The 21,693-nt window shown below is 60.3% G+C and carries 25 protein-coding genes; 8 read left to right on the top strand and 17 right to left on the bottom strand.

The window, feature by feature from the left end; translation table 11 throughout:
- Positions 1 to 155 precede the first annotated feature (155 nt).
- Complete coding sequence (locus GAO09_RS15790; RefSeq protein WP_153354975.1) at positions 156 to 1,136, top strand: VOC family protein; 981 nt, start codon at positions 156 to 158, stop codon at positions 1,134 to 1,136.
- 376 nt (positions 1,137 to 1,512) lie between these two features.
- On the opposite strand, the gene GAO09_RS15795 is transcribed toward GAO09_RS15790, so the two are convergent.
- From GAO09_RS15795 to GAO09_RS15825, 7 genes are all read right to left on the bottom strand, one after another.
- The gene (locus GAO09_RS15795) at positions 1,513 to 1,977 is read right to left on the bottom strand and encodes an Ivy family c-type lysozyme inhibitor (RefSeq protein WP_209018729.1); all 465 of its coding nucleotides are present in this window, start codon (positions 1,975 to 1,977) and stop codon (positions 1,513 to 1,515) included.
- A 16-nt stretch (positions 1,978 to 1,993) separates the two neighbouring features.
- Positions 1,994 to 2,371 carry a helix-turn-helix domain-containing protein gene (locus GAO09_RS15800; protein ID WP_153354977.1) on the bottom strand — a complete coding sequence of 126 codons (378 nt, stop codon included), beginning with the start codon at positions 2,369 to 2,371 and terminating at the stop codon, positions 1,994 to 1,996.
- A 15-nt stretch (positions 2,372 to 2,386) separates the two neighbouring features.
- Positions 2,387 to 2,698 carry a type II toxin-antitoxin system HigB family toxin gene (locus GAO09_RS15805; protein ID WP_324185440.1) on the bottom strand — a complete coding sequence of 104 codons (312 nt, stop codon included), beginning with the start codon at positions 2,696 to 2,698 and terminating at the stop codon, positions 2,387 to 2,389.
- 80 nt (positions 2,699 to 2,778) lie between these two features.
- Positions 2,779 to 6,240, bottom strand: coding sequence for a chromosome segregation SMC family protein (locus GAO09_RS15810; protein ID WP_153354978.1), 3,462 nt, complete (start codon positions 6,238 to 6,240; stop codon positions 2,779 to 2,781).
- Positions 6,241 to 6,321: 81 nt separating this feature from the next.
- Positions 6,322 to 7,047 carry a DsbA family protein gene (locus GAO09_RS15815; RefSeq protein ID WP_235938199.1) on the bottom strand — a complete coding sequence of 242 codons (726 nt, stop codon included), beginning with the start codon at positions 7,045 to 7,047 and terminating at the stop codon, positions 6,322 to 6,324.
- Positions 7,048 to 7,229: 182 nt separating this feature from the next.
- Positions 7,230 to 7,751, bottom strand: a complete 522-nt coding sequence (locus GAO09_RS15820; RefSeq protein ID WP_153354979.1) for a DUF721 domain-containing protein — start codon at positions 7,749 to 7,751, stop codon at positions 7,230 to 7,232.
- Positions 7,748 to 8,953, bottom strand: coding sequence for an O-antigen ligase family protein (locus GAO09_RS15825; protein WP_209018730.1), 1,206 nt, complete (start codon positions 8,951 to 8,953; stop codon positions 7,748 to 7,750). The genes GAO09_RS15820 and GAO09_RS15825 overlap by 4 nt, the downstream gene beginning before the upstream one ends.
- Before the next feature lie 97 nt (positions 8,954 to 9,050).
- Between GAO09_RS15825 and mutY the strand changes: the two genes are divergently transcribed.
- Both mutY and GAO09_RS15835 read left to right on the top strand, forming a co-directional pair.
- Positions 9,051 to 10,127: an A/G-specific adenine glycosylase gene (mutY, locus tag GAO09_RS15830; RefSeq protein WP_153354981.1), complete on the top strand. Its 1,077-nt coding sequence runs from the start codon at positions 9,051 to 9,053 to the stop codon at positions 10,125 to 10,127.
- A 21-nt stretch (positions 10,128 to 10,148) separates the two neighbouring features.
- Positions 10,149 to 10,760 (top strand): HAD family hydrolase, encoded by a 612-nt coding sequence (locus GAO09_RS15835; protein ID WP_153354982.1) that lies wholly within the window; start codon positions 10,149 to 10,151, stop codon positions 10,758 to 10,760.
- A gap of 34 nt (positions 10,761 to 10,794) precedes the next feature.
- Here GAO09_RS15835 and GAO09_RS15840 read toward each other — a convergent pair whose 3' ends face one another.
- The 3 genes from GAO09_RS15840 to GAO09_RS15850 form a co-directional block, all read right to left on the bottom strand.
- Positions 10,795 to 11,619 (bottom strand): PA3715 family protein, encoded by an 825-nt coding sequence (locus tag GAO09_RS15840; RefSeq protein ID WP_153354983.1) that lies wholly within the window; start codon positions 11,617 to 11,619, stop codon positions 10,795 to 10,797.
- Positions 11,620 to 11,621: 2 nt separating this feature from the next.
- Entirely contained in the window at positions 11,622 to 12,548 is a 927-nt protein-coding gene (locus GAO09_RS15845) for a prohibitin family protein (RefSeq protein ID WP_153354984.1), read from the bottom strand.
- Positions 12,549 to 12,828: 280 nt separating this feature from the next.
- Positions 12,829 to 13,962 carry a site-specific DNA-methyltransferase gene (locus GAO09_RS15850; protein WP_153354985.1) on the bottom strand — a complete coding sequence of 378 codons (1,134 nt, stop codon included), beginning with the start codon at positions 13,960 to 13,962 and terminating at the stop codon, positions 12,829 to 12,831.
- 147 nt (positions 13,963 to 14,109) lie between these two features.
- Between GAO09_RS15850 and GAO09_RS15855 the strand changes: the two genes are divergently transcribed.
- Together GAO09_RS15855 and GAO09_RS15860 are read left to right on the top strand one after the other, a co-directional pair.
- Entirely contained in the window at positions 14,110 to 14,406 is a 297-nt protein-coding gene (locus GAO09_RS15855) for a nucleotidyltransferase family protein (RefSeq protein WP_153354986.1), read from the top strand.
- On the top strand, positions 14,406 to 14,753 hold the full coding sequence (locus GAO09_RS15860; RefSeq protein WP_209018731.1) for a HepT-like ribonuclease domain-containing protein: 348 nt from the start codon (positions 14,406 to 14,408) through the stop codon (positions 14,751 to 14,753). Before GAO09_RS15855 ends, GAO09_RS15860 begins: the two co-directional genes overlap by 1 nt.
- Here the strand turns inward: GAO09_RS15860 and GAO09_RS15865 are convergent, their stop codons facing one another.
- Both GAO09_RS15865 and GAO09_RS15870 read right to left on the bottom strand, forming a co-directional pair.
- Positions 14,754 to 15,101, bottom strand: a complete 348-nt coding sequence (locus GAO09_RS15865; RefSeq protein ID WP_153354988.1) for an antibiotic biosynthesis monooxygenase family protein — start codon at positions 15,099 to 15,101, stop codon at positions 14,754 to 14,756.
- Positions 15,098 to 15,427 (bottom strand): NIPSNAP family protein, encoded by a 330-nt coding sequence (locus tag GAO09_RS15870; protein ID WP_153354989.1) that lies wholly within the window; start codon positions 15,425 to 15,427, stop codon positions 15,098 to 15,100. The genes GAO09_RS15865 and GAO09_RS15870 overlap by 4 nt, the downstream gene beginning before the upstream one ends.
- 106 nt (positions 15,428 to 15,533) lie before the next feature.
- Between GAO09_RS15870 and GAO09_RS15875 the strand changes: the two genes are divergently transcribed.
- Both GAO09_RS15875 and GAO09_RS15880 read left to right on the top strand, forming a co-directional pair.
- Positions 15,534 to 16,217 carry an ArsR/SmtB family transcription factor gene (locus tag GAO09_RS15875; protein WP_153354990.1) on the top strand — a complete coding sequence of 228 codons (684 nt, stop codon included), beginning with the start codon at positions 15,534 to 15,536 and terminating at the stop codon, positions 16,215 to 16,217.
- 76 nt (positions 16,218 to 16,293) lie between these two features.
- Positions 16,294 to 16,980 (top strand): HAD family hydrolase, encoded by a 687-nt coding sequence (locus tag GAO09_RS15880; protein ID WP_153354991.1) that lies wholly within the window; start codon positions 16,294 to 16,296, stop codon positions 16,978 to 16,980.
- A 97-nt stretch (positions 16,981 to 17,077) separates the two neighbouring features.
- Here the strand turns inward: GAO09_RS15880 and GAO09_RS15885 are convergent, their stop codons facing one another.
- From GAO09_RS15885 to GAO09_RS15900, 4 genes are all read right to left on the bottom strand, one after another.
- A complete protein-coding gene (locus GAO09_RS15885; protein ID WP_153354992.1) occupies positions 17,078 to 18,094 on the bottom strand; it encodes a zinc-dependent alcohol dehydrogenase family protein in 1,017 nt (338 codons plus the stop codon).
- Between the two features lie 242 nt (positions 18,095 to 18,336).
- Positions 18,337 to 19,527 (bottom strand): formaldehyde dehydrogenase, glutathione-independent, encoded by a 1,191-nt coding sequence (gene fdhA, locus GAO09_RS15890; protein WP_153354993.1) that lies wholly within the window; start codon positions 19,525 to 19,527, stop codon positions 18,337 to 18,339.
- Positions 19,528 to 19,721: 194 nt separating this feature from the next.
- The gene (locus GAO09_RS15895) at positions 19,722 to 20,018 is read right to left on the bottom strand and encodes a hypothetical protein (protein WP_153354994.1); all 297 of its coding nucleotides are present in this window, start codon (positions 20,016 to 20,018) and stop codon (positions 19,722 to 19,724) included.
- A 6-nt stretch (positions 20,019 to 20,024) separates the two neighbouring features.
- The gene (locus GAO09_RS15900) at positions 20,025 to 20,630 is read right to left on the bottom strand and encodes a hypothetical protein (RefSeq protein WP_153354995.1); all 606 of its coding nucleotides are present in this window, start codon (positions 20,628 to 20,630) and stop codon (positions 20,025 to 20,027) included.
- 6 nt (positions 20,631 to 20,636) lie between these two features.
- Here GAO09_RS15900 and GAO09_RS15905 point away from each other — a divergent pair, with 6 nt between their 5' ends.
- Positions 20,637 to 21,017, top strand: a complete 381-nt coding sequence (locus GAO09_RS15905) for a hypothetical protein (RefSeq protein ID WP_153354996.1) — start codon at positions 20,637 to 20,639, stop codon at positions 21,015 to 21,017.
- 29 nt (positions 21,018 to 21,046) lie between these two features.
- Here GAO09_RS15905 and GAO09_RS15910 read toward each other — a convergent pair whose 3' ends face one another.
- Complete coding sequence (locus GAO09_RS15910; protein WP_235938205.1) at positions 21,047 to 21,679, bottom strand: PilZ domain-containing protein; 633 nt, start codon at positions 21,677 to 21,679, stop codon at positions 21,047 to 21,049.
- Positions 21,680 to 21,693: the final 14 nt, after the last annotated feature.

A 21,693-nucleotide genomic window follows, 5' to 3' on the forward strand; every position in this document is an offset into this window, starting at 1 on the left:
AGCATTTTCCTTGAAGAGGAAACGCAGGGCGCGGCATCGATTGCTGCGCCGCAATGGAAAAAACATCCCGCCACAGTGCAAATACGAGGATGTGATATGCTTCTTACAGGGGAAACCCTTAGGCAAAGGCAGCAAGATCAAACTGGAAGCCTTCCATGCCTGTGACGAGACGACACATCCTGACCCTCGCCGGCGTGACGACTGCCGCTGCCGCTCTTCCCGGCGCGCTGGCTGCCGAAGGCATCACCGATACGACGCCCACAAAAGCCACCCTGCCGTTTGCGCTGACCACACCGATCCATTGCGGCGAAGTGGCAATCCGGGTGCGTCATCTCGACAACATGGTCGCCTATTACCGCGCGGTTCTCGGGCTTGCCGAACTGTCGAGCACGAAGGATGGCGCAACGCTTGGCGTTGCCGGGACGCCGCTGCTGCATCTCATCACCACCCCGGACGCGAAGATCGAACCCGTTACCAGCGCCGGCCTCTATCATGTCGCCTATCTGATGCCGAACCGGGCTGAGCTGGCGCGCTGGCTGGTGCATATCGCCATGACAAAAGTGCCGGTCAGCGGTTTTGCCGATCACAATGTCAGCGAGGCTGTCTATCTGATGGACCCGGAAGGCAACGGCATCGAGGTCTATTCCGATCGCCCGCGCGAAAACTGGCAGTGGAACGAGGGCGTGGTGACGATGGGCAGCGAACCGCTCGATATCGACGGCATTCTGGCACTGGCGGACACAAAGAAAGACACGTTCACGGCGGCACCGGATCTCCTGCGCATCGGGCACATGCATCTGAAGGTCGGCGATCTTCAGAAGGGAGACGCATTTTACGTGGCGGCGGCGGGGCTGGTGCATACGCGAAAGGGGCGCGAGGACGCGGCCTTCCTGTCCTCCGGCGGTTACCACCACCACGTGGCGATGAACATGTGGCACAGCAAAGGCGCGGGCGCGCGGCGAAGCGGACAGACCGGGCTTGCATGGTTTTCACTGGCCGTGAGCGATCATGAGACGCTGGAGGCGCAACGCAGCCGGTTCGAAGCGGCAGGGTTTGCCCCAAAGGCAATTGCCGATGGCAGGGGGTTTGAGGTGACCGACCCGTGGGGCACGGGCCTGCGGCTGGTGCCCGTTTGACCGGGACTGTAAGAACCGCCGCCGAAAACCCTATGTCTTTTCAAGAATGATGTTGGAAACGGCCGGCCCGGCCAAAAAATAGGCTTTGCGGGGCCGCCTGCTCCGGCCCCGCAAAGCCTTCCGACCAGGACAGGAAAACCCGGTCGGGGGGTTCTTACAGACAAGACCGGTTGCGTTTCATTCGCGCTCCGGTGGTCCGCCCTTGTTGAAATCATTAATAAACCTCTAACGGCTTTTCGTCCTCCCACAAATGGGTGAAACGACGCAAATCAAAAAACCATATTTGGTAACATTCGGAAAAACTGGGTAGATTTACCTTTTCGATTTCGCTTGACGCCCTAAGCACTGCCACGAAAACGTCATAAATAACAAAGGCTCAGATGCCCGGCGCTATCAGCGCCCGCAGCTGATCGGCGCTCGGCTCACCCAAAAGTTGCGGACCAGCCGCCGGATCGATCAGCCGCGCCCAGACCCGTTTCCCATCCGGCGAGAACAGGATGCGGATATGGCTGTTCGGGCAGTCGCGCGGATCGCAGGCGCCGAACAATTCGAACTCGCCCTCCGGCAACGTGACGACGCGGGACATGCCGGTGACATAACGCGCGCTGGTGATTAGCGTGCGCACCCAATCCGGCAGGTCCCGCCGGCCACGCAGAAGCGCCACCAGCGACTTCTTGTGTTCGGGCGAGGTGGCGACAACGTGGTTGAGCGCGCGATTGCCGATGGCCGCGGGCTGAGTTGATTGCGCAGACGGGGACGCATCGGATGCTGCGAGCGCCAACGGAGCGGGCGAGAGCATGGAGGCCGAAACGAGAAGAAGCGTTGCGAAACGTTTCGTCATGGACGCTGCACCACCTTCAGGCAACATCCGCGATCAGAGAACCCGCGGGAATATTCCAGGCCTTGCTGAGCTTGCGAATCTGATCGAGATTGATCTCGCGCTTGCCGTTGAGAAGATCCGCCGCACGCGCCTTTGACCCTATGACCGCCACGAGATCGGCGCGGCTGTAATTGTTCGCTACCATGACCGACTTCACCACCTCGACCGGGCTTGCCCCCGGGATCGGATAATTCCGCGCTTCATATTCCTCGATCAGAAGTGCGAGCGCATCGAAATGCGCGGCCGCATCGGTGCCTTCGTCCGGTTCATTCTCGAAGTAAGGGCGTATCGCCGTCAGCGTGGCCTGATATTCCTCTTCGTTCTGAAGGGTTCGAAACGCTTGCAGATTCAACATGTCGATCTCCTTCTTTCAGAGCTTTGCCACATCTATCGCATCATACTGGGTATGCGTTCCGACGAAGAGAACGAAAATCCGTTTCGTTCGAAATGCCACCAGCCCGACAATGCGATACTTGTTGCCACCGACATCAAAGACCACCTTGTTGCCGGAAACCATGTCGGCCGAATTAAAGGTCTTCTTCAGCTCGCTGAAATTACCCCAGCTTGCCTTGGATGCAGCAGCATGCCATTCCGTCATCGCAGCTTCAGCTGTTTCTCTGGGCATGCCTTTCGGCAGTGAATTCCAGAAACTGACCAGAGCCGACTTTGCGATAACGTTCACAACTGCCCCCTATATAACAAATTCCCAATCTGGAAACAAGTCTCGGTTTCCAAGTTGGAAACCGCAAATTCAGCAGCTCCTCACACCGCCTCGGCCAGTTGCTCGGCGACCTGCAGATCCACCGACACCAGCTGGCTCACGCCCTGCTCCGCCATGGTCACGCCGAAGAGGCGGTTCATGCGGGCCATGGTGATGGGATTGTGGGTGATGATGACGAAGCGGGTTGCGGTCGAGGCCGCCATTTCGTCCATCAGGTTGCAGTAACGCTCGACATTGTGGTCGTCGAGCGGCGCGTCCACTTCGTCCAGAACGCAGATCGGCGCCGGATTGGTGAGGAAGACGGCAAAGATCAGCGCCATCGCCGTCAGCGCCTGTTCGCCGCCCGAAAGCAGCGTCATCGTCTGCGGTTTCTTGCCCGGCGGGCGGGCGAGAATTTCCAGACCGGCTTCGAGCGGATCGTCGCTTTCGATCAGTTGCAGTTCCGCCGTGCCGCCATTGAACAGGTGGGTGAACAGCCGCTGGAACTGGGTGTTGACCACATCGAAGGCGGCGATCAGGCGTTCGCGGCCTTCGCGGTTCAAACTCTGGATGGCGCCGCGCAGTTTCTTGATGGCGTCGATAACGTCGTCGCGTTCGCGGGTCAGCGCTTCGAGCTTTTCGGAAAGTTCTTTCTGCTCCTCATCGGCGCGCAGGTTGACGGCGCCGAGCCGCTCGCGCTCGATCTTCAGGCGGTCCAGTTCACGCTCCACCTGCGCGATATCCGGCGGCGGTGCTTCGTGACCAAGCCCCGTCAGGCGCCATGCCTCGTGCGGTTCGCAATTCAGCGCCTCGCGGATACGGTTTTCGGTTTCGTTGCGACGCTCGGCAGCGGAAACCAGACGTTCCTCGGCGCGGCCGCGGCGCTCGCGGGTTTCGGCCAGCTCCGATAGCGCGATGGTGGCGATACGGTCGGCCTCGCGCTGGCGGGTTTCTGCCTCGACCAGAATGTCGGATGCGGCCTTGCGGGCCTCCTCCGCCTTCTGCAATTCGTTGAGCAGCGCCCGGCGTTTGTCGTCGAATTCTTCGGGCGCAAGATCGAGGTCGACCATTTCCTCACGCGCCTCTTCCTCGCGTTCGCGCAGCGAGGCGATGTGATCTTCGGCGCTGGCGGCACGACCCTGCCATGTACCACGTTCCTGACCGATGGCGGCAACACGGCGGCGGCGCGCATCGGTTTCGCGCGAAAGCCCCTCGTAACGGGCGCGGGCTTCGGCCAGCAGGCCACGATCGGTGGCAACGGTCGCCTGCTGTTCGCGCAGGCGGGCATCGACTTCGTCGACATTGGGGGCGTCTTCAAGCTCGGTGCGGGCGGCTTCGTCCTGCTCCGAGACTTCCTCGATCTGCTCGCGCAGCTGATCGAGAGCGGCCGAAACAACATCGCGGCGACGCATCAGATCACCGGACGCCCGTTCGGCGGCGGCCAGAGCCTCGCGCGCTTCGGCCAATTGACGCTGGGCGATGCGGCTGCGCTCACGCGCATCGTGAAGGCGCAGTTCCTCGGTGGCAATCGCATCGATGGCGGCGGCGGCCAGCGTTTCGGCTTCGGACAGCGCAATCTGCGCCTCGTCGATCTCGGCTTCCAGTTCCGACAGACGATTTTTCTGGGCAAGGCGAAGAGCGGCGGCGCTTGGCGCTTCCGAGCCGGTGACATGGCCATCCCAGCGGAAAACCGCGCCTTCGCGCGTCACCAGCCGCTGGCCGGGTTTCAATTGCGGCATCAGGCGATTGGCGGTGTCGAGATCGGTCACGCCGATCTGCGACAGGCGGCGGGCAAGCTGCGGCGGCGCAATCACATGCGCGATCATCACCTCGACGCCATCCGGAAGCGCCGGATCGGCGGCCGCATCACCGGTACCCGACCAATAGGACGGCGCTGAAGAATCCAGCGCGCTTTCGAGATCATCGCCCAGCACGGCACCCACGGCCGTTTCATACCCGCGATCGACACGGATTACCTCAGCAACCGGCGGATAAGTGCCGGATGTATCACCTGCCGCCAGCATGCGGCGGATCGTCTTGCTCTCGGTTTCCAGCCCGCCCAGATGCGAACGGGCAGCCACCACCGGCGCGCGCGCGTCTGTCTCCCTGCGGCGGGCAAGGCCAAGCGCCTCCTCGACGTCCTCGATCAGAACCGCGATATCCTCGACAGCGATTTCAGCCGCCTCGACCGCTTCGCGGCGTTCGGACGGATCGGCGAGACCGGACAGACGTTCATCGATGCCGGACAGTTCGGACTGCGCCTCACCCAGCGAACGCTCCAGACGCCCACGACGATCAGCCAGATCGCGGATGACGCGTTCCAGCTGCTGACGACCGGCGGCGGCTTCGGCGCGCTCGGCGGTCACTTGCGCAAACACGCGCTCGCTGTCGGCAAGGCTGGCGGCGGCACCTTCAAAAGCTTCGCGCAGTTCCTCGGCTTCAGAACCGCTTTCGGCCAGCAGTTCGGCCAGTTCCGCCTCTTCCGCATCGAGCCGTGCCAAAACCTCGGCGTTTTCGGAAACCAGCCGTTCCTCACGGCGAATATCTTCAGCCAGCTGCGCTAAGCGCCGGGTCAGCTCGTCGCGGCGACGCAGCAGACGGCCTGCCTCTTCCTCCAGCTGGCCACGGGCGATCTGCAGGCGTTGCAAGGCGGCACCGGCGGCGGCTTCGGCCTCGCGCAGTTCCGGCAACTTGTGGGCAACGATCGCCTGATTTTTGGCCGCTTCCATCTGCGCCTGCGCTTTTTCAGCAACGATGGCGGTGGCCTGATTGAGCGTGCTGATCGCCTCGCCCTCGGCCTCCTTGGCCTGCACCCAGCGGATATGCAGAAGCATCGCTTCGCGGGCGCGGATATCGGCAGACAGGCTCTTGAAGCGGTTGGCCTGACGCGCCTGACGTTTCAGGCTTTCGATCTGGCTTTCCAGCTGCGCGACAACGTCTTCGAGACGCTCGAGATTGCCTTCGGCGGCACGCAGGCGCAGTTCCGCCTCATGGCGGCGGGAATGCAGGCCGGAAATGCCGGCGGCCTCTTCCAGCAATTGCCGACGCGCTTGCGGTTTTGCCGAGATCAGCTCGCCGATACGCCCCTGCCCCACCATGGAGGGCGAGCGCGCGCCGGTAGAAGCATCGGCGAACAGAAGCTGCACGTCCTTGGCCCGCGCTTCCTTGCCGTTGATGCGGTAGACCGAGCCCTGCTCGCGCTCGATACGGCGCGACACCTGGATCTCGTCAGCATCGTTAAAGGCGGCCGGTGCAGTGCGGTCGGAATTGTCGAGATAAAGGCCGACTTCGGCAGTGTTGCGGGCCGGGCGGTTGCCGGAACCGGAGAAGATGACGTCGTCCATGCCGGACGCGCGCATGTTCTTGTAGGAGTTTTCGCCCATCACCCAACGGAGCGCCTCGACAAGATTGGACTTGCCGCAGCCGTTCGGGCCGACAACGCCGGTCAGGCCGGGCTCGATGATGAATTCGGTGGGTTCGACAAAGGATTTGAAACCGACGACGCGGAGGCGATTGAACTTCAATTCAGTGCCCCCTGCCCGTTGTCAGCAGCAATGATCGCGGACGCGCCAAAAATCCCGCCCGCGATCATTTCGCGATGGGTCCTAGAGCAGAGCGTCGATGACCGCCGACATTTGCTCAACCGACAGGTCTCCAGCATACTTTTCGCCGTTGATGATGAAGGTCGGCGTCGAGTTGACACCAAAGTCCTTGGCGCCGCGCTGCATCGTTGCGTTCACATCATCGAGAAGCTTCTGGTTGGTCAAGCAGGCGTTGAAGCTTTCCTGTGAAAAACCAGCAATTTTAACTGCCTGCGTCAAGCCATTGCGAACATTGCCGTCGGCCGGAGCCGCCCAGGCGCGCTGCTGCTTGAACAGCATCGAGATCATCGGGAAATACTGGTCGGCCGTTGCAAGCTCGGCCGGCTTGGACGGGTTGCAGCGGGCCAGCATGAAGGCGGCCGTCGCTGCAGGGTCGAACGGGAACTCGCGGACGATGAAGCGCACCTTGCCGGTGTCGATATACTTTTCCTTGATCGGATCGAATGTGTTGGCATGGAAAGCGGCGCAATGCGGGCAGGTCATCGACATATATTCGACGATGGTGACCGGAGCGTCATCCTTGCCGAGCTGCATGTCCGGCAGCGGGCCGGGCTTCAGCACTTCGGCCATATCGACCTTACCACCGGATTCCGGCTTTTCCTGCGCCTGTGCGGAGGTCATCGACGCTGCGAGCGTGAGGCCCAGCGCGGTGGAAGCGGATCCGGCGAGAAGCGCGCGGCGGCTGAGGGCTGCGGCAAAAGTCTCGTTGGTCATCGTCTGAATGGTCATGAAGACACCTGTTGCGAGGAAGTAAAAAACTGTCGAGATTTCCGTAGCCTGCCGTTTGTCGTCCGACAAGCGCGGCTTTCACTACTCTTTTCAAACAATTGTGACGAGGAATGGACAAGATACGCGTCGGCCGCAAGAGGACGCAAGGCCGCAGCCATACCGCGACCATGCCGAAGCCATCGTCAGCGACGGATTGTCCGCTTCTTCTGCATCACCGCCGTGCCGAGCCGTGTCACGGCATTCCTCAGCGCATCGTTGTCGATGCCCTCCATCATCTCGTCCAGTTTACGCGCCGCCTCGCCCTTCAGCGGCGGCGGTTTTGGACGATGGCGCGGCGCCTGCACCACCGGCTTCTGCACGATGCGGATCTGGCGTATGGCCGGAAAGCCGAAAAACGCGTTGATGCGGCCGATCAACTCGCCCTGCGCGTGGGAAAGGAACAGGGCGCGTGCGCCTTCGCAGGCAATCGTCAGCGTACCGGCCTGATAACCACTATCCGTGCCCGGCTCGCGACGCGGCCAGGCGATCTTTTCGGGCCGCGTGCACTCGGCAAAATCCTCACCGGCGATTTCATCCCAGGAGCCGAGCAGAGCGGTGGAAATGCCGGCACGCTTGGCCAGAACCGGATCAATAATACCGTTCGCCACCTCGGCGATCTGGTGCGCGCCGCGGCGGATGAATGGCTTCTTGCTGGTCTCGCTCATGGCTGGTCTTCGGTGTCCCGTGTGGGCGGCAGCAAGATAACCTTCTGCGACAGCGGCATGGCCACAACCAGTGCAAGCCACAGGAAGAAGTTATCATAGATATCCTGAAAGAACAGGATGTTGGTGGAGCCGGCAATCACATAACCGAACAGGATGAGAAGCGCGATGAACAACCGCTTGCGGCGCGCCACCGTGGTCGGATTGCGCAGCACACACAGAAGCGGCGAAACCAGCAACAACAGCATGGCACTCAGCCCGGCAAGCCCGGCATCAAATGTCACGGTGATGAAACCGTTGTGGAAATGCGTGAAACTGTAACCCAGCTTGGTGATGAATTCCTGGCGGTTCTGCACGCCATAGCCCAGCCAGGGGTTTTCGATGAAAAGCCCGCTCGCATATTGCCACAACTGCATGCGCGCCGTGTAGGATTCGTCGACTGCGCTGTCATTGGCGAAATAACCCAGCATGCCGATCAGCCGGTCGGAATGCTTCAAACCGATGACAACGACCACGCCGATGGCCACGATCAGCAGCAATGCACCTTTCCAATTGTAGAACCGGCGCAGTTTCTGCGGAAACAGCACGAACAACATGACCATCGCGATAACCGGAATGGGCAGCACGCCGCGCGACTGGGACAGGAGGACACAGAGAATGCCGGCAACGAAACCAAGCCAGCCAAGTGCCTGCCGGCGCGGCCGGGGCGACACGGTGTTGAGCAAGGAAATCGAGGCCAGCATCGAACAGACCATGCTGAATGGCAGGGCATTGCCCATGCCGCCGAAAGCACGCGTATCGTAGAATTCCACCTGCACATAGGCGACCGGCAGAGCCAGAATGCCACAGACTGCGGCACCGACGACGAAAGCATCGATCAGCGCCGAAGTGGAAGCGACGCGCAGACGCGGCAGGACCAGCGGAAAAAAGATGAACGGCAGAAGCGCGACGCAGCGACTTAGGAGATTGTCCGCCGTCGCCGGATCATAATTGATCGCCGCCGCAAGCAGAATGACCGACACATAAAGCCAGGCCGGCCCGATGATATACAGATCACTGCGTTGAAAGCGTGCAGGAAACCGTTTGAGCGCCAGCGAAATCAGCGCCCACCCCATCGAGATACCGAGGAGTATGGTGATGATCGAACCGGCGATACCGGCGGCTCCACTGACGATGGCGAGACAGGCAACATTGTTCCGTTGCATCGACGGCAGTTTCATTCCAGCTCTTTTCATCGATCGATTTTACACGGAAGACATAGGAGAATGATTCTCCACGGAAAGCGGCATCTTGCACGGCAGCATGAAAACATCCAATTATTACAGCGTCACATTGTTGCATTGGTACGATCGCCACCATCGCGAACTGCCTTGGCGCATCACGCCCGTGGCAGCCAAAGCAGGCTTTTTTGCGAATCCCTATCACGTCTGGTTGTCGGAAGTCATGCTGCAGCAGACAACCGTTCAGGCGGTCAAACCCTATTTCGCGAAATTCCTGTCACTGTGGCCAAAGGTGGAAGATCTGGCCGCGGCTCCATCCGGCGATGTGATGGCCGCATGGGCGGGGCTCGGTTATTACGCCCGCGCCCGCAACCTGAAAAAATGCGCCGAAGCCGTGGCAAATGAGCATGGTGGCATCTTTCCCGATACGGAAGCAGGCCTGAAGGCACTGCCCGGCATCGGTGATTACACGGCCGCCGCCGTTGCGGCGATCGCCTTCAACCGGCAGGCAGCCGTGATGGACGGCAATGTCGAGCGGGTGATTTCCCGCCTGTTCACGATCGACGCACCGCTTCCCGGCTCCAAGCCGCAGATGAAGGCAAAAGTGGCGGAACTGACGCCATCAGACCGTCCCGGCGATTTCGCGCAGGCGATGATGGATCTCGGCGCGACCATCTGCACGCCCAAACGCCCCGCCTGCGCGCTCTGTCCGTTCAACAGCCACTGTCTGGCGCTGGCAAAAGATGACCCCGAGCGTTTTCCGGTCAAGGCGCCGAAAAAGACAAAACCCGTGCGCGTCGGAGCCGCTTTTGTGGCGGTAACACCGGATGGCGAAATCCTGCTACGTCGCCGCATCGAGACCGGCCTGCTGGGCGGCATGACGGAAGTGCCGACCACGGCATGGACGGCGCGCATCGACGGCGGCACGACGCCGGACCACGCCCCCTTCCCCGGAGACTGGCAGGCTTGCGGCCAGATCGTCCACGTCTTCACCCATTTCGAACTGCGGCTTGCGGTCTACCGATTGAGCCACGAAAAGATCGACACCGAGGGCGGCGACTGGTGGGAACCGGTCACCAATCTCGAAGCTCAGGCATTGCCGACCGTCATGAAAAAGGCAATCGTGCAGGCGATACCGCTTGCGTTTTCAAAACTGTAATACTGATATCAGGAAGGTTTCATGGCCGCTCAAATCGACCACATCGTCTTCGACATCGGCAAGGTGCTGATCCATTACGACCCGAACATTCCCTACGAGCGCATCATTCCGGGCGTGGAAGAGCGCCAGTGGTTTTTCCTCAACGTCTGCACCCATGAATGGAACCTGGAGCAGGATCGCGGCCGTAGCTGGGAAGAGGCCGAAAACCTGCTGATTGCCGAACATCCCGATCATGCCGAAGAGATTCGCGCCTTCCGCAAGCATTGGCACGAAATGGTGCCGCATGCCTATGACACGGTCGCCATCATGGAAAGCCTGATCGACAAGGGCCGCGACGTGACCATGCTCACCAATTTTGCATCGGACACGTTTCGCCATGCACAGGAATTGTTTCCGTTCCTGAAAAAGCCGCGCGGCGTGACGGTGTCCGGCGATATTTTCATGATCAAGCCGGATGTGCGGATCTATGAAAAACACGCTGCCGACTTTGGCCTGAAGCCGGAAGCCACCCTGTTCATCGACGACAGTTTTCCGAATGTCGAAGGTGCGCGAAAGGCCGGCTGGCAGGCGGTGCATTTTGTAGATGTAGAGACGCTGAAGAAGGATCTGGACGCGTTGGGCGTGGCTTACTGAGACTATCGGGGCACCAACAAAGGTGCCCCTCCCCTTAAAATCCGCTTAGCGCTTTCGGCACCTCATAGGAGCCATTCTTGAAGCGTAAGCGGTGCTTTGCGGTCGTTGTTTTTTCGGTATCCTTGCACACCTCGGCCGTCCCCTCGCTGAGACGGTGAACCAGCGTATCCGACACAATGATATCGGCCATCGGTGATTTTGTAGGTGCCATGGTCAGCGTGCGGTTCACGCTGTCGAACTCACCATTGCAGCTCATGTCCCATTCGCCGCCAAATTTGGCGACGACAAGATTTTCAAGCACCGGCTTCAACTGCTGCCCCTCGATGGCGAACAGCCACAGGGTCGTATCATTATAGGGATTGGGGCTGGAACTGCCGCGCGTCGCCTTGCGCAGTCCGAACGCTACGTTTCCGGGCGCCAGTTGATAGAACGCCGTATCGAAGGCAAGTTCGGTAATGAATATCGCATCATCGCTCATCAGCCCCTCGACGCGATACCTGCCCTTCACGTCGAGACTTTGACGATCGAGCACGAGCATATCGAGATCTCCCTCGTTGCCGTCCTGCTGGCGTGGATTATCCACCAGTGGCACGGCCACCAGCATCAGTTCCGGCCGGGCGGGCCAGATACGGCAGAGCATCGCATGGGGATCATCGCCCATACTGCCTTGTTCGGGCAGGGTCAGCGTCTTGCCATCGACCTCGAAAGCATTATCCGGCAACGCCTTGGCCCCCGGATAGACCTTGGCGGCGATCGCCGCCAGCCGCGCGCTACAGCCATCTTCCGCCGAATGTGCCATGGTTGCCGCCGAGAAAAAGCCAATCAGCAGCGCAAGCGAAAAAACCGTTTGCCGCGTCATCGTCACTGCTCCACTGCAGCGTTGGCGCGACCGGCGCCGCCCAACACATCGATCATCGGCACGGCGCCATTCGGCACCATCGTATAGGGCAATTGGCCGTTCCAGCGTTCGGCCTGCGTCAGCGACACGAGGCCGGGATTGTCCTTCAGCGCATCACCGCGCGCCTTGATGGCATCGGCTTCCGCCTCGCCGCGCACACGGATCGCCTCGGCATCGGCCTGAGCCTGCAGGCGCACCGCATCTGCCTGCGCCTGCGCATCGGCGCGGCGGGCATCGGCGTTTGCATTGGCGCGCGTCACGGTGATTTCCGCCTGCACTTTTTCACGCTCGGCATTCTGGCGCAGGCGCTGCACCTCGACCTCGGCCAGCATGCGCTGCTCGATGCTCGCTTCGTAAGCGTCGGAAAAATCGATGTTTTCGATCTGCACGCTGTCAACGATCACCGGCCCCTTGACGCCGGCCTGAATGGCATCGGCGATTTCCTGGTTGAGGCGGCCGCGCTCCTGAATGGCGGTGACGGCGTTGAAGCGGCCAAACACGGTTTTGGTTTCCTCAAAAACGCGACGCTCGACCAGACGGCTCAACAGACCGGCTTCCGAACCGAACTGTTCGTAAACGGTGGCGACCTGATCGACCGGGATGCGGTAATTGACGGAAAGCTTCATCGTCGCCGGCTGCTGGTCGCGGCTATAGGCGTCCATGCGGTCATAAACCACGGCCTGCGACTGCACGGAAATGCGCACAATGCTGTCGATGACCGGCAGTTTGAAACCGAGGCCCGGCTCGGCCGTGCCGGCAATCGCGCCGTAACGCAGCACGACGCCACGTTCACCCTGATCGATCGTGCACCAGGAGCCGAATACGATGCCGAGCGCGACAATGGCAACGGCGCCGAAAATCAAGGTTGGAACAGTCGAAACAAAACGCATATTTCCCCCACATCCCAGAAGGATGAACGATCAGAACATAAGCCGCCATCACAGATTTGCGGCAGCGTTGCAGCCGGCTTTCGCCGAAATCCGCATGCCGTTCGCAACTATCCGGCCAACGCTCTGAAATCGAGGGTAGAAATCACAAATAAAAGACGCCCGGTCTCGGACGAAACCGGGCGTCAAGGATCCTCTTCCGGGACTAGAGGTACAAAACCGGAGAGGAATCTCGCGATCTGGCAGCCGCCGGTTCATCCGGTGGCCTTGTGCCGCTGGTGGATCAGCCTGCCTTTGCCATATCGTTTCTGATGACGGTCCGAAGATCGTCGATGGGTTTCAAAACGCCGTCTTCCTCGTAGTGCCAGAAGGTCCAGCCGTTGCAGGCATCAAACCCCTGCACCTTGGCGCCAAGGCGGTGGATGGAGCCGGCGGATCCGCCGGATGCCAGCGTGCCATCGGCACGCACGATGGCGCTCCATTTGCGCTTGGCATCGGTCAAAACCTGGCCGGGACGGATGAGGCCGCTTTCGACCAGCGTGTTGAAGGCAACGCGTGGTTCGGCCTTCTTGCCGGTCATGACGGTCAGTTCTGCGCCACCGAGCGGCTCGACGGCTTCGATACGGGCGGAGGCCGCATCGATGTAATCCTGCTCGCGTTCGATGCCGACAAAGTTGCGGCCGAGACGCTTTGCGACGGCGCCGGTCGTGCCCGAACCGAAGAACGGATCGAGGATGATATCGCCCGGCTTGGTGCAGGACATGATGATGCGGGCCAAGAGCGCTTCCGGCTTCTGGGTCGGATGCACCTTCTTGCCGTCATCGCCCTTCAGGCGTTCGCCACCCGAGCAGATCGGAAACAGCCAATCGGAGCGCATCTGCACGTCGTCGTTGGATGCCTTGAGCGCATCGTAATTGAACGTATAGCCCTTGGACTTGGCGTCGCGGCTGGCCCAGATCATCGTTTCATGGGCATTCTGGAACCGGCGGCCTTTGAAGTTGGGCATCGGGTTGGTCTTGCGCCAGACGATGTCGTTGAGGAGCCAGAAATTCAGGTCCTGCATGATCGCGCCGACGCGAAAGATGTTGTGGTAGGAGCCGATGACCCAGATCGTGCCATTCGGCTTCAACACGCGGCGGCAGGCGAGCAGCCAGGCGCGGGTAAAGGCGTCGTACATTTCGAAGGAGGCGAACTGGTCCCATTCGTCATCGACGGCATCGACGACGGAATGGTCGGGACGGTGAAGCACGCCGCCGAGCTGCAGGTTATACGGCGGGTCGGCGAAGATCGCGTCAACCGAATGATCCGGCAGAGCGTTCAGAGCAGCGACGCAATCGCCCTTGATGATGGAGTTGAGCCAGTTCTTTGGCTGCTGCCGGGTCGATGTGATGTCGGCCAGCGGGAATACAAACGCCATTTTGATACTCGCCTCTACGCTTACTCGAATACGTGTTTAGTGACTGGTATGGTTACTGATTTTGGTTACCAAACACTGAACGGGCGGATGATTTCGGGAAAAGAATTGGCGTGGTGGCGGATAACGAAATGCGGTAGAATACCTCCCATGAAGCGTAATGAGGCCATCGAGAAGCTGAAAAGCCAATCCGACGCAATCCGCGCGCTCGGAGCCACTTCTCTTTACCTTTTCGGTTCGGTGGCCCGCAACGAAGCCGGGCCTGCGAGCGATCTGGACCTGTTTATCGATTATGATCCGCAGAGCCGTTTCAGCGCTTTCGATCTGGTTGGGATCAAGCTTTTTCTTGAGGAAGAACTCGCACTTGATGTCGACATAACGACACGTGATAGCCTTCACCCGCTCCTGAGAGACCGGATAGAAGCTTCCGCCACTCAGGTGTTTTGATGGCGCGGGAGTTTCGACATTTCCTTCACGACATTATCTACGCAATCACCGCCATCGAGACAGCAATTGCCGGCAAGTCGTTTGAGGATTATCAGAACGACACGATGCTAAAGCTGGGACTGGAGCGCGCCGTTGAAATCATCTCGGAAGCCAGCCGTCACATTCCCGAGCATCTCCGTTCCACCCGGCCGGAAATCCCGTGGCCCAAGGTCCGTGGTATCGGCAATGTGCTTCGGCACGAATACCATGGGCTGTCGGACAGAATCATCTGGGCGGTAATCGAGGACGAACTACCAAGATTGCGCATTGCCATCGAAGCGATTCAACAGAGCGCCGGACCTGCCTGATCACCCCGCATGCACCGCGTTGCTATCCTCCGGCACCTCCTCCCGCTCGTTCATGCCGTAATCGCGCAGCACATGCGCCACCCTCAGCCGGTAGTCGGCGAAAATCCCGCCCCTTCCCGCCTTCTGGGCGGCGCGGTGGCTTTCGAGATTGCGCCATTGTTTCACCGCCGCCTCGTCGCGCCAGAAGGACAGGGACAGGATCTTGCCGCGGTTGGTGAGGCTCTCGAACCGTTCGATCGACACAAAGCCGTCGATCGTCTCCAGTTCCTTGCGCAGTTCCCCCGCGATATCGAGATAATGATGGCGTTCGCCCATGAAGGGCAAAACTTCAAAGATGACGGCGATCATGGTTTTCCTCCCAATCCATGCGGCAGCGACAGGTTCTTCAGAAAGATGCGATCCTCCTTGAGGATGAACCGTTCGCGTTTGGCGAATTCGTAATTCTGCCGCCCCAGCGGGTCAGCCGCAAGGTTTTGACGATAAGCCTCATAGGCGGCGAGGTTTTCGATGTTGTAGACGCCGTAGGCCGTCGTCGCAGATCCTTCGTGCGGGCCAAAATAACCGATCAGGTCGGCGCCGTTGCGCGGGATGCATTGACCCCAGTTGCGCGAATATTCGGCAAACTCTTCGCGTTTGAACGGATCGATCTCGTAGCGGATGAAACAAGTAATCATCGGGCATTTCCTTCTGTTGGCACGCCTCCTTCTGCCATGTCGATTTCCGTCAATGCTTCGGTCCAGATCGAAGCATGAAAGGAAATTGTGTGCTAGAAGTCTCGTCATGAAAGAAGGACCGGATATCGCCCGCCTGGGCACGCTGATCGGCGACCCCGCCCGCGCCAACATGCTGACCGCGCTGATGGGCGGGCAGGCCTTGACCGCGAGCGAGCTTGCACAGGCCGCCGGCGTGTCGCTGCCGACTGCCAGTTCGCACCTCTCCAAGCTGGAGGATGGCGGGCTCTTGTCTCAACGCAAGCAGGGCCGGCATCGCTATTTCGCGCTGGCCGACACGGCGACAGGTGCGATGCTGGAAAGCCTCATGGGTTTTGCCGCCAGCCGTGGCCATTTGCGCCACAAGCCCGGCCCCAAAGACCCGGCTCTGCGCAAGGCGCGTATCTGCTATGATCATCTGGCCGGCGATTTTGGCGTGCGCATGCTCGACAGTTTTTTGTGCGAGGGCGTGATTGCGGCCGAGGGCGAGAAACTGACGCTGACCAAGGCCGGCCACGCTCGCGTGTCCGCACTCGGCATCGATGTCGAAAGCCTGCACTCGCCCCGTCGCCCATTGTGCAAATCCTGCCTCGACTGGAGCGAAAGGCGCTCGCATCTGGCCGGCTCGCTCGGCAGGGCACTGCTTGGCCATTTCATCGACAATGGTTGGGCGCGAAGAGTGGCGGATAGCCGCATCATCGACTTCACGCCGGAGGGCGAACGCCGTTTTATGGCCGTTTTTCCGGTCGATTGAGCCGTTTCGCATTGTTCGTCCGGCCTGCCTCGTGTAGAGCCGCCTTACCCAAACACACCTTGAGAGAATTTTGCTCATGAGCGGTTTCGACCTCATCATCTTCGACTGCGACGGCGTTCTGGTCGATTCGGAAATCATCGCAGCACAGGTGGAATCCCGGCTTCTGACCGAAGCCGGTTACCCGATCAGCGCCGAAGAGATGGGCGAACGTTTTGCCGGCCTGACCTGGCGCGACATTCTTCTGCAGGTGGAAAAGGAAGCCGATATCCCGCTGTCGGCCTCGCTGCTCGACAAGTCGGAAAAGCTGCTCGACGCTCGCCTGGCGCGTGACGTGAAGGTAATCGAGGGTGTGAAATTCGCGCTTGCGCGGCTGACCACACAGCGCTGCATCTGCTCCAATTCGTCGTCGGCACGACTGGACATGATGCTGACCAAGGTCGGTCTGAAACCCTATTTCGAGAACCATATCTACTCTGCGAAAGATCTCGGGCCGGATCGGGTCAAACCCAAGCCGGACATCTTTCTGCACGGCGCAAAACAGTTCGGCGTCGCGCCGGAACGCTGCCTTGTCATCGAGGATTCGTCGCATGGCGTGCATGGCGCACGTGCGGCCGGCATGCGGGTGATCGGTTTTACCGGTGCCTCGCACACCTATCCGAGCCATGCCGACAAGCTGACCGATGCCGGCGCGGAAACAGTGATTTCCCGCATGAGCGAACTGCCCGCCATGGTGGCGGCACTGGCCGAGTGGGAAGTGGTGTGAAATTATTCCGAACGGATGATGCCCGACGGCCGATGAGCGACTGAAGGGCGGCACGGCCCCGACATCGAGATGGGGCTGTGCCTGATTTCGTTACGGATCAGAATTCGATCATCACCTTGCCGACATGTTCTGCTGCTGCAAAATAGGCATAGGCTTGTGGCGCGTCATCGAATTTGAACACCTTGCTGACAGGCGTTTCCATGCCATTCGCCTCGATGGCGCGTAGAAGATCGACAAACATGGCGCGGCTGCCATTGGCGATGCCCCTGATCGTGATGTTCTTGGCGATGAAGGCGACATAATCAGGAATGGCCGGGCCCTTGCCCGGCGTCACGCCGATGACGACGATACGTCCATTGACTGCGGCGGCGGCAATCGACTGGCCCATCGTGTCTTCGCCACCCGTTTCGAGGATGATATCGGCGCCGGCATCGCCGGTCTGCGCCATCAGCTCGGCCGCCCAGTCAGGATGCCTGCGGTAATTGATGGTGATATCCGCACCCAGCTCGCGGGCGATGGCCAGCTTGTCATCACTCGAAGAGGTGATCGCCACCCGCGCGCCATGCAGTTTGGCGATCTTCAGCCCGGCCATCGAAACACCGCCAGTGCCGAGGCAGAGCACAGTATCACCAGCCTTTACATGGCACATTTCAACAAGTGCGTTCCATGCCGTCAGCGCCGCGGAAGCAAGCGCCGCCACATCCTTGTCGGCCAGAGCATCGGGCACCTTGATCAAGGAGGCGGCCGGCAATGCCACCTTTTCGGCCAACCAGCCATCCTGATTGACGCCGATATCGTACCCGAACACGATGTCGGGCCGAAACTTGCCATCCAGCCACTTGGCGAAATGGCCGCAGATCACCCGGTCGCCGGGCTGAACCTCTGTAACGCCTTCGCCGACCGCGACCACTTCGCCGACCCCTTCCGACACTGGAATGCGCTCCTGAGGCTGGTCGCCGCCATAAGTACCACGCAGGATTTGCAGATCGCGGCTGATCAGGCTGACAAGGCGCGGGGCAACAATGGCGACGCCGGGTGCGGCAACGGGATCTGGCCGGGTCGTGGCCGTCAATGAACCTAGACCTTTACGGTCACCGAGCTGAAATGCCTTCATTATCGTCTCCTGAACACGCTCTGGCCTTTGAGGCAGAATCACCTTGCCGCGACGTCGAGCGTCAGGGCCACCATGAGGCGCCTTTGATCCGGCTGGCGGCAAAGCGTCAAGCACTCGCAATGTAAAGGATTTGTTACGCGCCCATTTCGACCGGCGCATTCGCTCTTCGAAAACAGGCATAACCTGCCGAGGAAAAGACCAGCCGCGCAAGCGGCGCGGCTGGTCTTATGCGTTTCCGGCGATCAAGCCACCTTGCCCAGCGCCCCATGTGGGTCGAGCACAAACTTTGTCGCCGCACCCTGGTCAAAACTCTCATAACCCTGCGCGGCATCCTCCAGCGAAATCACCTTGGCATTGACGATATCGGCGATCGGCAGGCGGTCGTGCAGGATGGCCTGCATGAGCTGGCGGTTGTATTTCAAGACCGGCGTCTGGCCGGTGTGGAAAGACTGCGCCTTCGCCCAGCCGAGACCAAACCGCAGTGACAGACTGCCCTGCTTGGCCGCCGCATCCACGGCGCCCGGATCTTCCGTCACATAAAGCCCCGGAATACCGATGGAGCCGGCGGCGCGGGTAATCTCCATCATCTGGTTGAGGACGATCGCCGGCTGTTCGCCGCCCGCATGGCCGCGCGCCTCGAAACCGACCGCATCGATAGCGCTGTCCACCTCATCGGTGCCGACGACCTGCGCAATCATGTCGCCGAGGCGGTCAGACTGTGAGAGATCGATCGGCTCGAACCCGACCTTTCTGGCATGCTCCAGACGCTCCTTGTTGAAATCGCCGACCATGACGACGGCAGCCCCGAGAATGCGCGCCGACGCCGCAGCTGCCATGCCGACCGGGCCGGCACCCGCAACATACACCGTCGAGCCTACACCGACGCCCGCCTTCACCGCGCCGTGAAAACCGGTCGGCAAAATGTCGGAGAGCATGGTGAGGTCGCGGATCTTTGACATCGCCCGGTCGCGATCCGGGAACTTTAGCAGGTTGAAATCGGCGTAAGGGATGGTGACGTATTTCGCCTGCCCGCCGATCCAGCCGCCCATGTCGACATAACCATAGGCACCACCGGCACGCGACGGGTTCACCGTCAGGCACACACCTGTGTCCTGGCTCTTGCAGCAACGGCAGCGGCCGCAGGCGACGTTGAAGGGGACCGAGACGATATCGCCGATTTCCAGCATCTCGACATCGACGCCCTTTTCGATCACCTCGCCGGTGATTTCATGGCCGAGCACGAGGCCGGGCATGGCGGTGGTGCGACCGCGTACCATGTGCTGGTCGGAACCGCAGATGTTTGTGGAAATGACTTTGAGGATGACACCGTGCTCGATGCGCCGACCATCCGGCGCCTCCAGCTTCGGATCATCGATATCGCGGACTTCCACCTTGCCGGGTTTCAGATAAACGACGCCTCGGTTCCTGCTCATACCATTTCCTCCCTGGTTGAACCTTTTGCACGGCCATCCCTCCTCGGACGGGCGCGCTACCTTCCATGCGTTCTGCTCTTTCATGAGACCATGCGAGGGCGCATTCGAACGCCTGCGAAAACGACATGGTCGGTTGATAAAGACGACATATGGTCCGGAATGCGGTGAAGGAAACTGTTCGGATGCAAAAGGCGCTATTCGCCATCCACAGCGGAAAAGTTGTCGAGGACGAGCGTGCGATCTGCATGACGGGCGATCAATTGGAAACGGATGGTCGAGGCCCCTTGCGGATAGGTGCAGAACACCGTCCGGCCCTCGCCCAGCGCCTGCCCCATCCAGAAGTTTCCGACACCTCGAAAAGGCATATACCTGTAAGTGCCGGGCACGGTCGGCATAACACCGTCTTCGAAAGCACCGACCGGATTGCCTTCATAATAAAAGCTTACGGGCAGTTCGAATGGCGGATGGGCTTCGTCATCGTAGTGCCGCATCGTGTTCTACACCTCCAGATCGAGCGTACCGGTCACCTTCGCGAAGGCAGGCAGAACCTTCGCCAAAAGCGCATCCTCCGGCACAGCGACAGGCGGGTGCAGCCGGCACAACGCGCTGGCTTCGAATAGCGGATGCGCTAGATCCGGCAGTGCCAGCCCTTTCAGCTCGCGAATACGGCATGCCGCCAGCAGTTCCACCGGCAGGAACCAGTGATTATACTCACGCACCGGATCGTCATCATTGACACCGCTGCCGAGAACGTGGAAATCGGCGGCATTCCGCAGCGCTTGAGCAAACACCGCCGGGTCCTCGTGCAGCACATGTTTGGCAAGCCCGGAAAACCCGTCAAGCTGGTCGTCCTCGGGTTCGGCGTAAAGGTCGATCTCATCACCGCTCCACGCCCGGTAGAGTTTGATCGACAGCCAGGGCACATATTGCGGCAAGGCCTCCCAGGCGATGTTGCCGGCCCCGCCCTCCTGTTCGTCCCATCGGTCGAGCAGCGTATCGGCAAGGCGAATGGCATGATCCGGCCAGCCCAGCGCCAGCATCAGCGACACGGTGTCGAAATCTTCGAGATAGAGTGTGTAACCGGCAGGATCGTTGGATTCCATGATCGCATGAGCACATTCGAGGTGCCAGAAGGCATGCAGGCCCGCGAGCGCGATCTGTTCAGCCGGATACGGGCCATGATTGAAGCTTTGCTGCATTGCCTGCATCAGATGCCAGTATCGGATATCGCGCATCGCAGCCGGAACAAGCTTTCTCTGAGAACCATCCGCCAGAAAGGGTTCGAGAATTTTTTCAACTCGTCTGTCATGCATTCGCGCGCGATTGGCCGGCTCGGACATCCATTCAGCGACATGATCTCGCTGCTCGCGAAAATTGGCTTGCAGCACTTTTTTCACGCGGTCGGCGTCGGACATATTTCAGGCTCCACGCAAAATATCAGGTCGTTGAAATGGCTTGAAAAACAAAAAAGCCCAGCCTCGCTTGCGTGAGGCCGGGCTTTTTCCTGATTTTTTTAACCTTAACCCCTGCGCGCAGGCTTTTTCGGTGCAGCCTTGCCTGTGTCAAACCCAATGCGCACCGTGGTGAAGCGCGAAGCGCCACCGGCTGCGTTGGGGATCGAAACGTCAGGCTTTTGGAAGATGAACTGGCCGCTGCCTTCCGGCGGGATGGCGGCGTTGAAGGCGACCTTCTGCGAATAGATGACATCGTTGCCATCCACCACTTCCACCAGAACCGGCAGCGTCACGTCGCCGGTCTTACCGGCAGCGCCAGCCACGATGCGCCCTTGAGCCATCACGTTGATGGTGAGTGTGGATTCGTTCGCCGTGCAGGAGCGGGTCACGTCGGCGAAGGAGGCCTGATAGATCAGCTTGCTGTCGTCGCCTTCGGCCGCCTTGCCGGCATAAGCGCGGTGGAAGCCGGTATCGGTGCGGATCACCACCTGCGGGCAATAGGCCTGCACGACAGGCGTCACATTGGCCTGCGCCTCGGCGCGACCGGCAGCGCCAAGGTCGGGCGTGTTGCAGCCGACGAGAGCGGCGACGATGGCAACGCCGGCGGAGGCGCGCAAAACCGTCTTGAAAGATGCCGTGGTCAGGGATGTTTTTCCAAACACGTTACTCAACCCTTTTGCATATCTGATCTGCCGCATGGCCGATCCTGACT

Source organism: Endobacterium cereale (genome assembly GCF_009617585.1).
Lineage (GTDB): Bacteria > Pseudomonadota > Alphaproteobacteria > Rhizobiales > Rhizobiaceae > Neorhizobium > Neorhizobium cereale.

What these genes read in the sequence shown, in the direction of transcription:
- GAO09_RS15790 (WP_153354975.1), top strand. Translation starts at nt 156, where the DNA reads ATGCCTGTGACGAGACGACACATCCTGACCCTCGCCGGCGTGACGACT.
- GAO09_RS15795 (WP_209018729.1), bottom strand. Translation starts at nt 1,977, where the DNA reads ATGACGAAACGTTTCGCAACGCTTCTTCTCGTTTCGGCCTCCATGCTC.
- GAO09_RS15800 (WP_153354977.1), bottom strand. Translation starts at nt 2,371, where the DNA reads ATGTTGAATCTGCAAGCGTTTCGAACCCTTCAGAACGAAGAGGAATAT.
- GAO09_RS15815 (WP_235938199.1), bottom strand. Translation starts at nt 7,047, where the DNA reads ATGACCATTCAGACGATGACCAACGAGACTTTTGCCGCAGCCCTCAGC.
- GAO09_RS15820 (WP_153354979.1), bottom strand. Translation starts at nt 7,751, where the DNA reads ATGAGCGAGACCAGCAAGAAGCCATTCATCCGCCGCGGCGCGCACCAG.
- GAO09_RS15825 (WP_209018730.1), bottom strand. Translation starts at nt 8,953, where the DNA reads ATGCAACGGAACAATGTTGCCTGTCTCGCCATCGTCAGTGGAGCCGCC.
- mutY (WP_153354981.1), top strand. Translation starts at nt 9,051, where the DNA reads ATGAAAACATCCAATTATTACAGCGTCACATTGTTGCATTGGTACGAT.
- GAO09_RS15835 (WP_153354982.1), top strand. Translation starts at nt 10,149, where the DNA reads ATGGCCGCTCAAATCGACCACATCGTCTTCGACATCGGCAAGGTGCTG.
- GAO09_RS15840 (WP_153354983.1), bottom strand. Translation starts at nt 11,619, where the DNA reads ATGACGCGGCAAACGGTTTTTTCGCTTGCGCTGCTGATTGGCTTTTTC.
- GAO09_RS15845 (WP_153354984.1), bottom strand. Translation starts at nt 12,548, where the DNA reads ATGCGTTTTGTTTCGACTGTTCCAACCTTGATTTTCGGCGCCGTTGCC.
- GAO09_RS15850 (WP_153354985.1), bottom strand. Translation starts at nt 13,962, where the DNA reads ATGGCGTTTGTATTCCCGCTGGCCGACATCACATCGACCCGGCAGCAG.
- GAO09_RS15855 (WP_153354986.1), top strand. Translation starts at nt 14,110, where the DNA reads ATGAAGCGTAATGAGGCCATCGAGAAGCTGAAAAGCCAATCCGACGCA.
- GAO09_RS15860 (WP_209018731.1), top strand. Translation starts at nt 14,406, where the DNA reads ATGGCGCGGGAGTTTCGACATTTCCTTCACGACATTATCTACGCAATC.
- GAO09_RS15865 (WP_153354988.1), bottom strand. Translation starts at nt 15,101, where the DNA reads ATGATCGCCGTCATCTTTGAAGTTTTGCCCTTCATGGGCGAACGCCAT.
- GAO09_RS15870 (WP_153354989.1), bottom strand. Translation starts at nt 15,427, where the DNA reads ATGATTACTTGTTTCATCCGCTACGAGATCGATCCGTTCAAACGCGAA.
- GAO09_RS15875 (WP_153354990.1), top strand. Translation starts at nt 15,534, where the DNA reads ATGAAAGAAGGACCGGATATCGCCCGCCTGGGCACGCTGATCGGCGAC.
- GAO09_RS15880 (WP_153354991.1), top strand. Translation starts at nt 16,294, where the DNA reads ATGAGCGGTTTCGACCTCATCATCTTCGACTGCGACGGCGTTCTGGTC.
- GAO09_RS15885 (WP_153354992.1), bottom strand. Translation starts at nt 18,094, where the DNA reads ATGAAGGCATTTCAGCTCGGTGACCGTAAAGGTCTAGGTTCATTGACG.
- fdhA (WP_153354993.1), bottom strand. Translation starts at nt 19,527, where the DNA reads ATGAGCAGGAACCGAGGCGTCGTTTATCTGAAACCCGGCAAGGTGGAA.
- GAO09_RS15895 (WP_153354994.1), bottom strand. Translation starts at nt 20,018, where the DNA reads ATGCGGCACTACGATGACGAAGCCCATCCGCCATTCGAACTGCCCGTA.
- GAO09_RS15900 (WP_153354995.1), bottom strand. Translation starts at nt 20,630, where the DNA reads ATGGAATCCAACGATCCTGCCGGTTACACACTCTATCTCGAAGATTTC.
- GAO09_RS15905 (WP_153354996.1), top strand. Translation starts at nt 20,637, where the DNA reads ATGAGCACATTCGAGGTGCCAGAAGGCATGCAGGCCCGCGAGCGCGAT.
- GAO09_RS15910 (WP_235938205.1), bottom strand. Translation starts at nt 21,679, where the DNA reads ATGCGGCAGATCAGATATGCAAAAGGGTTGAGTAACGTGTTTGGAAAA.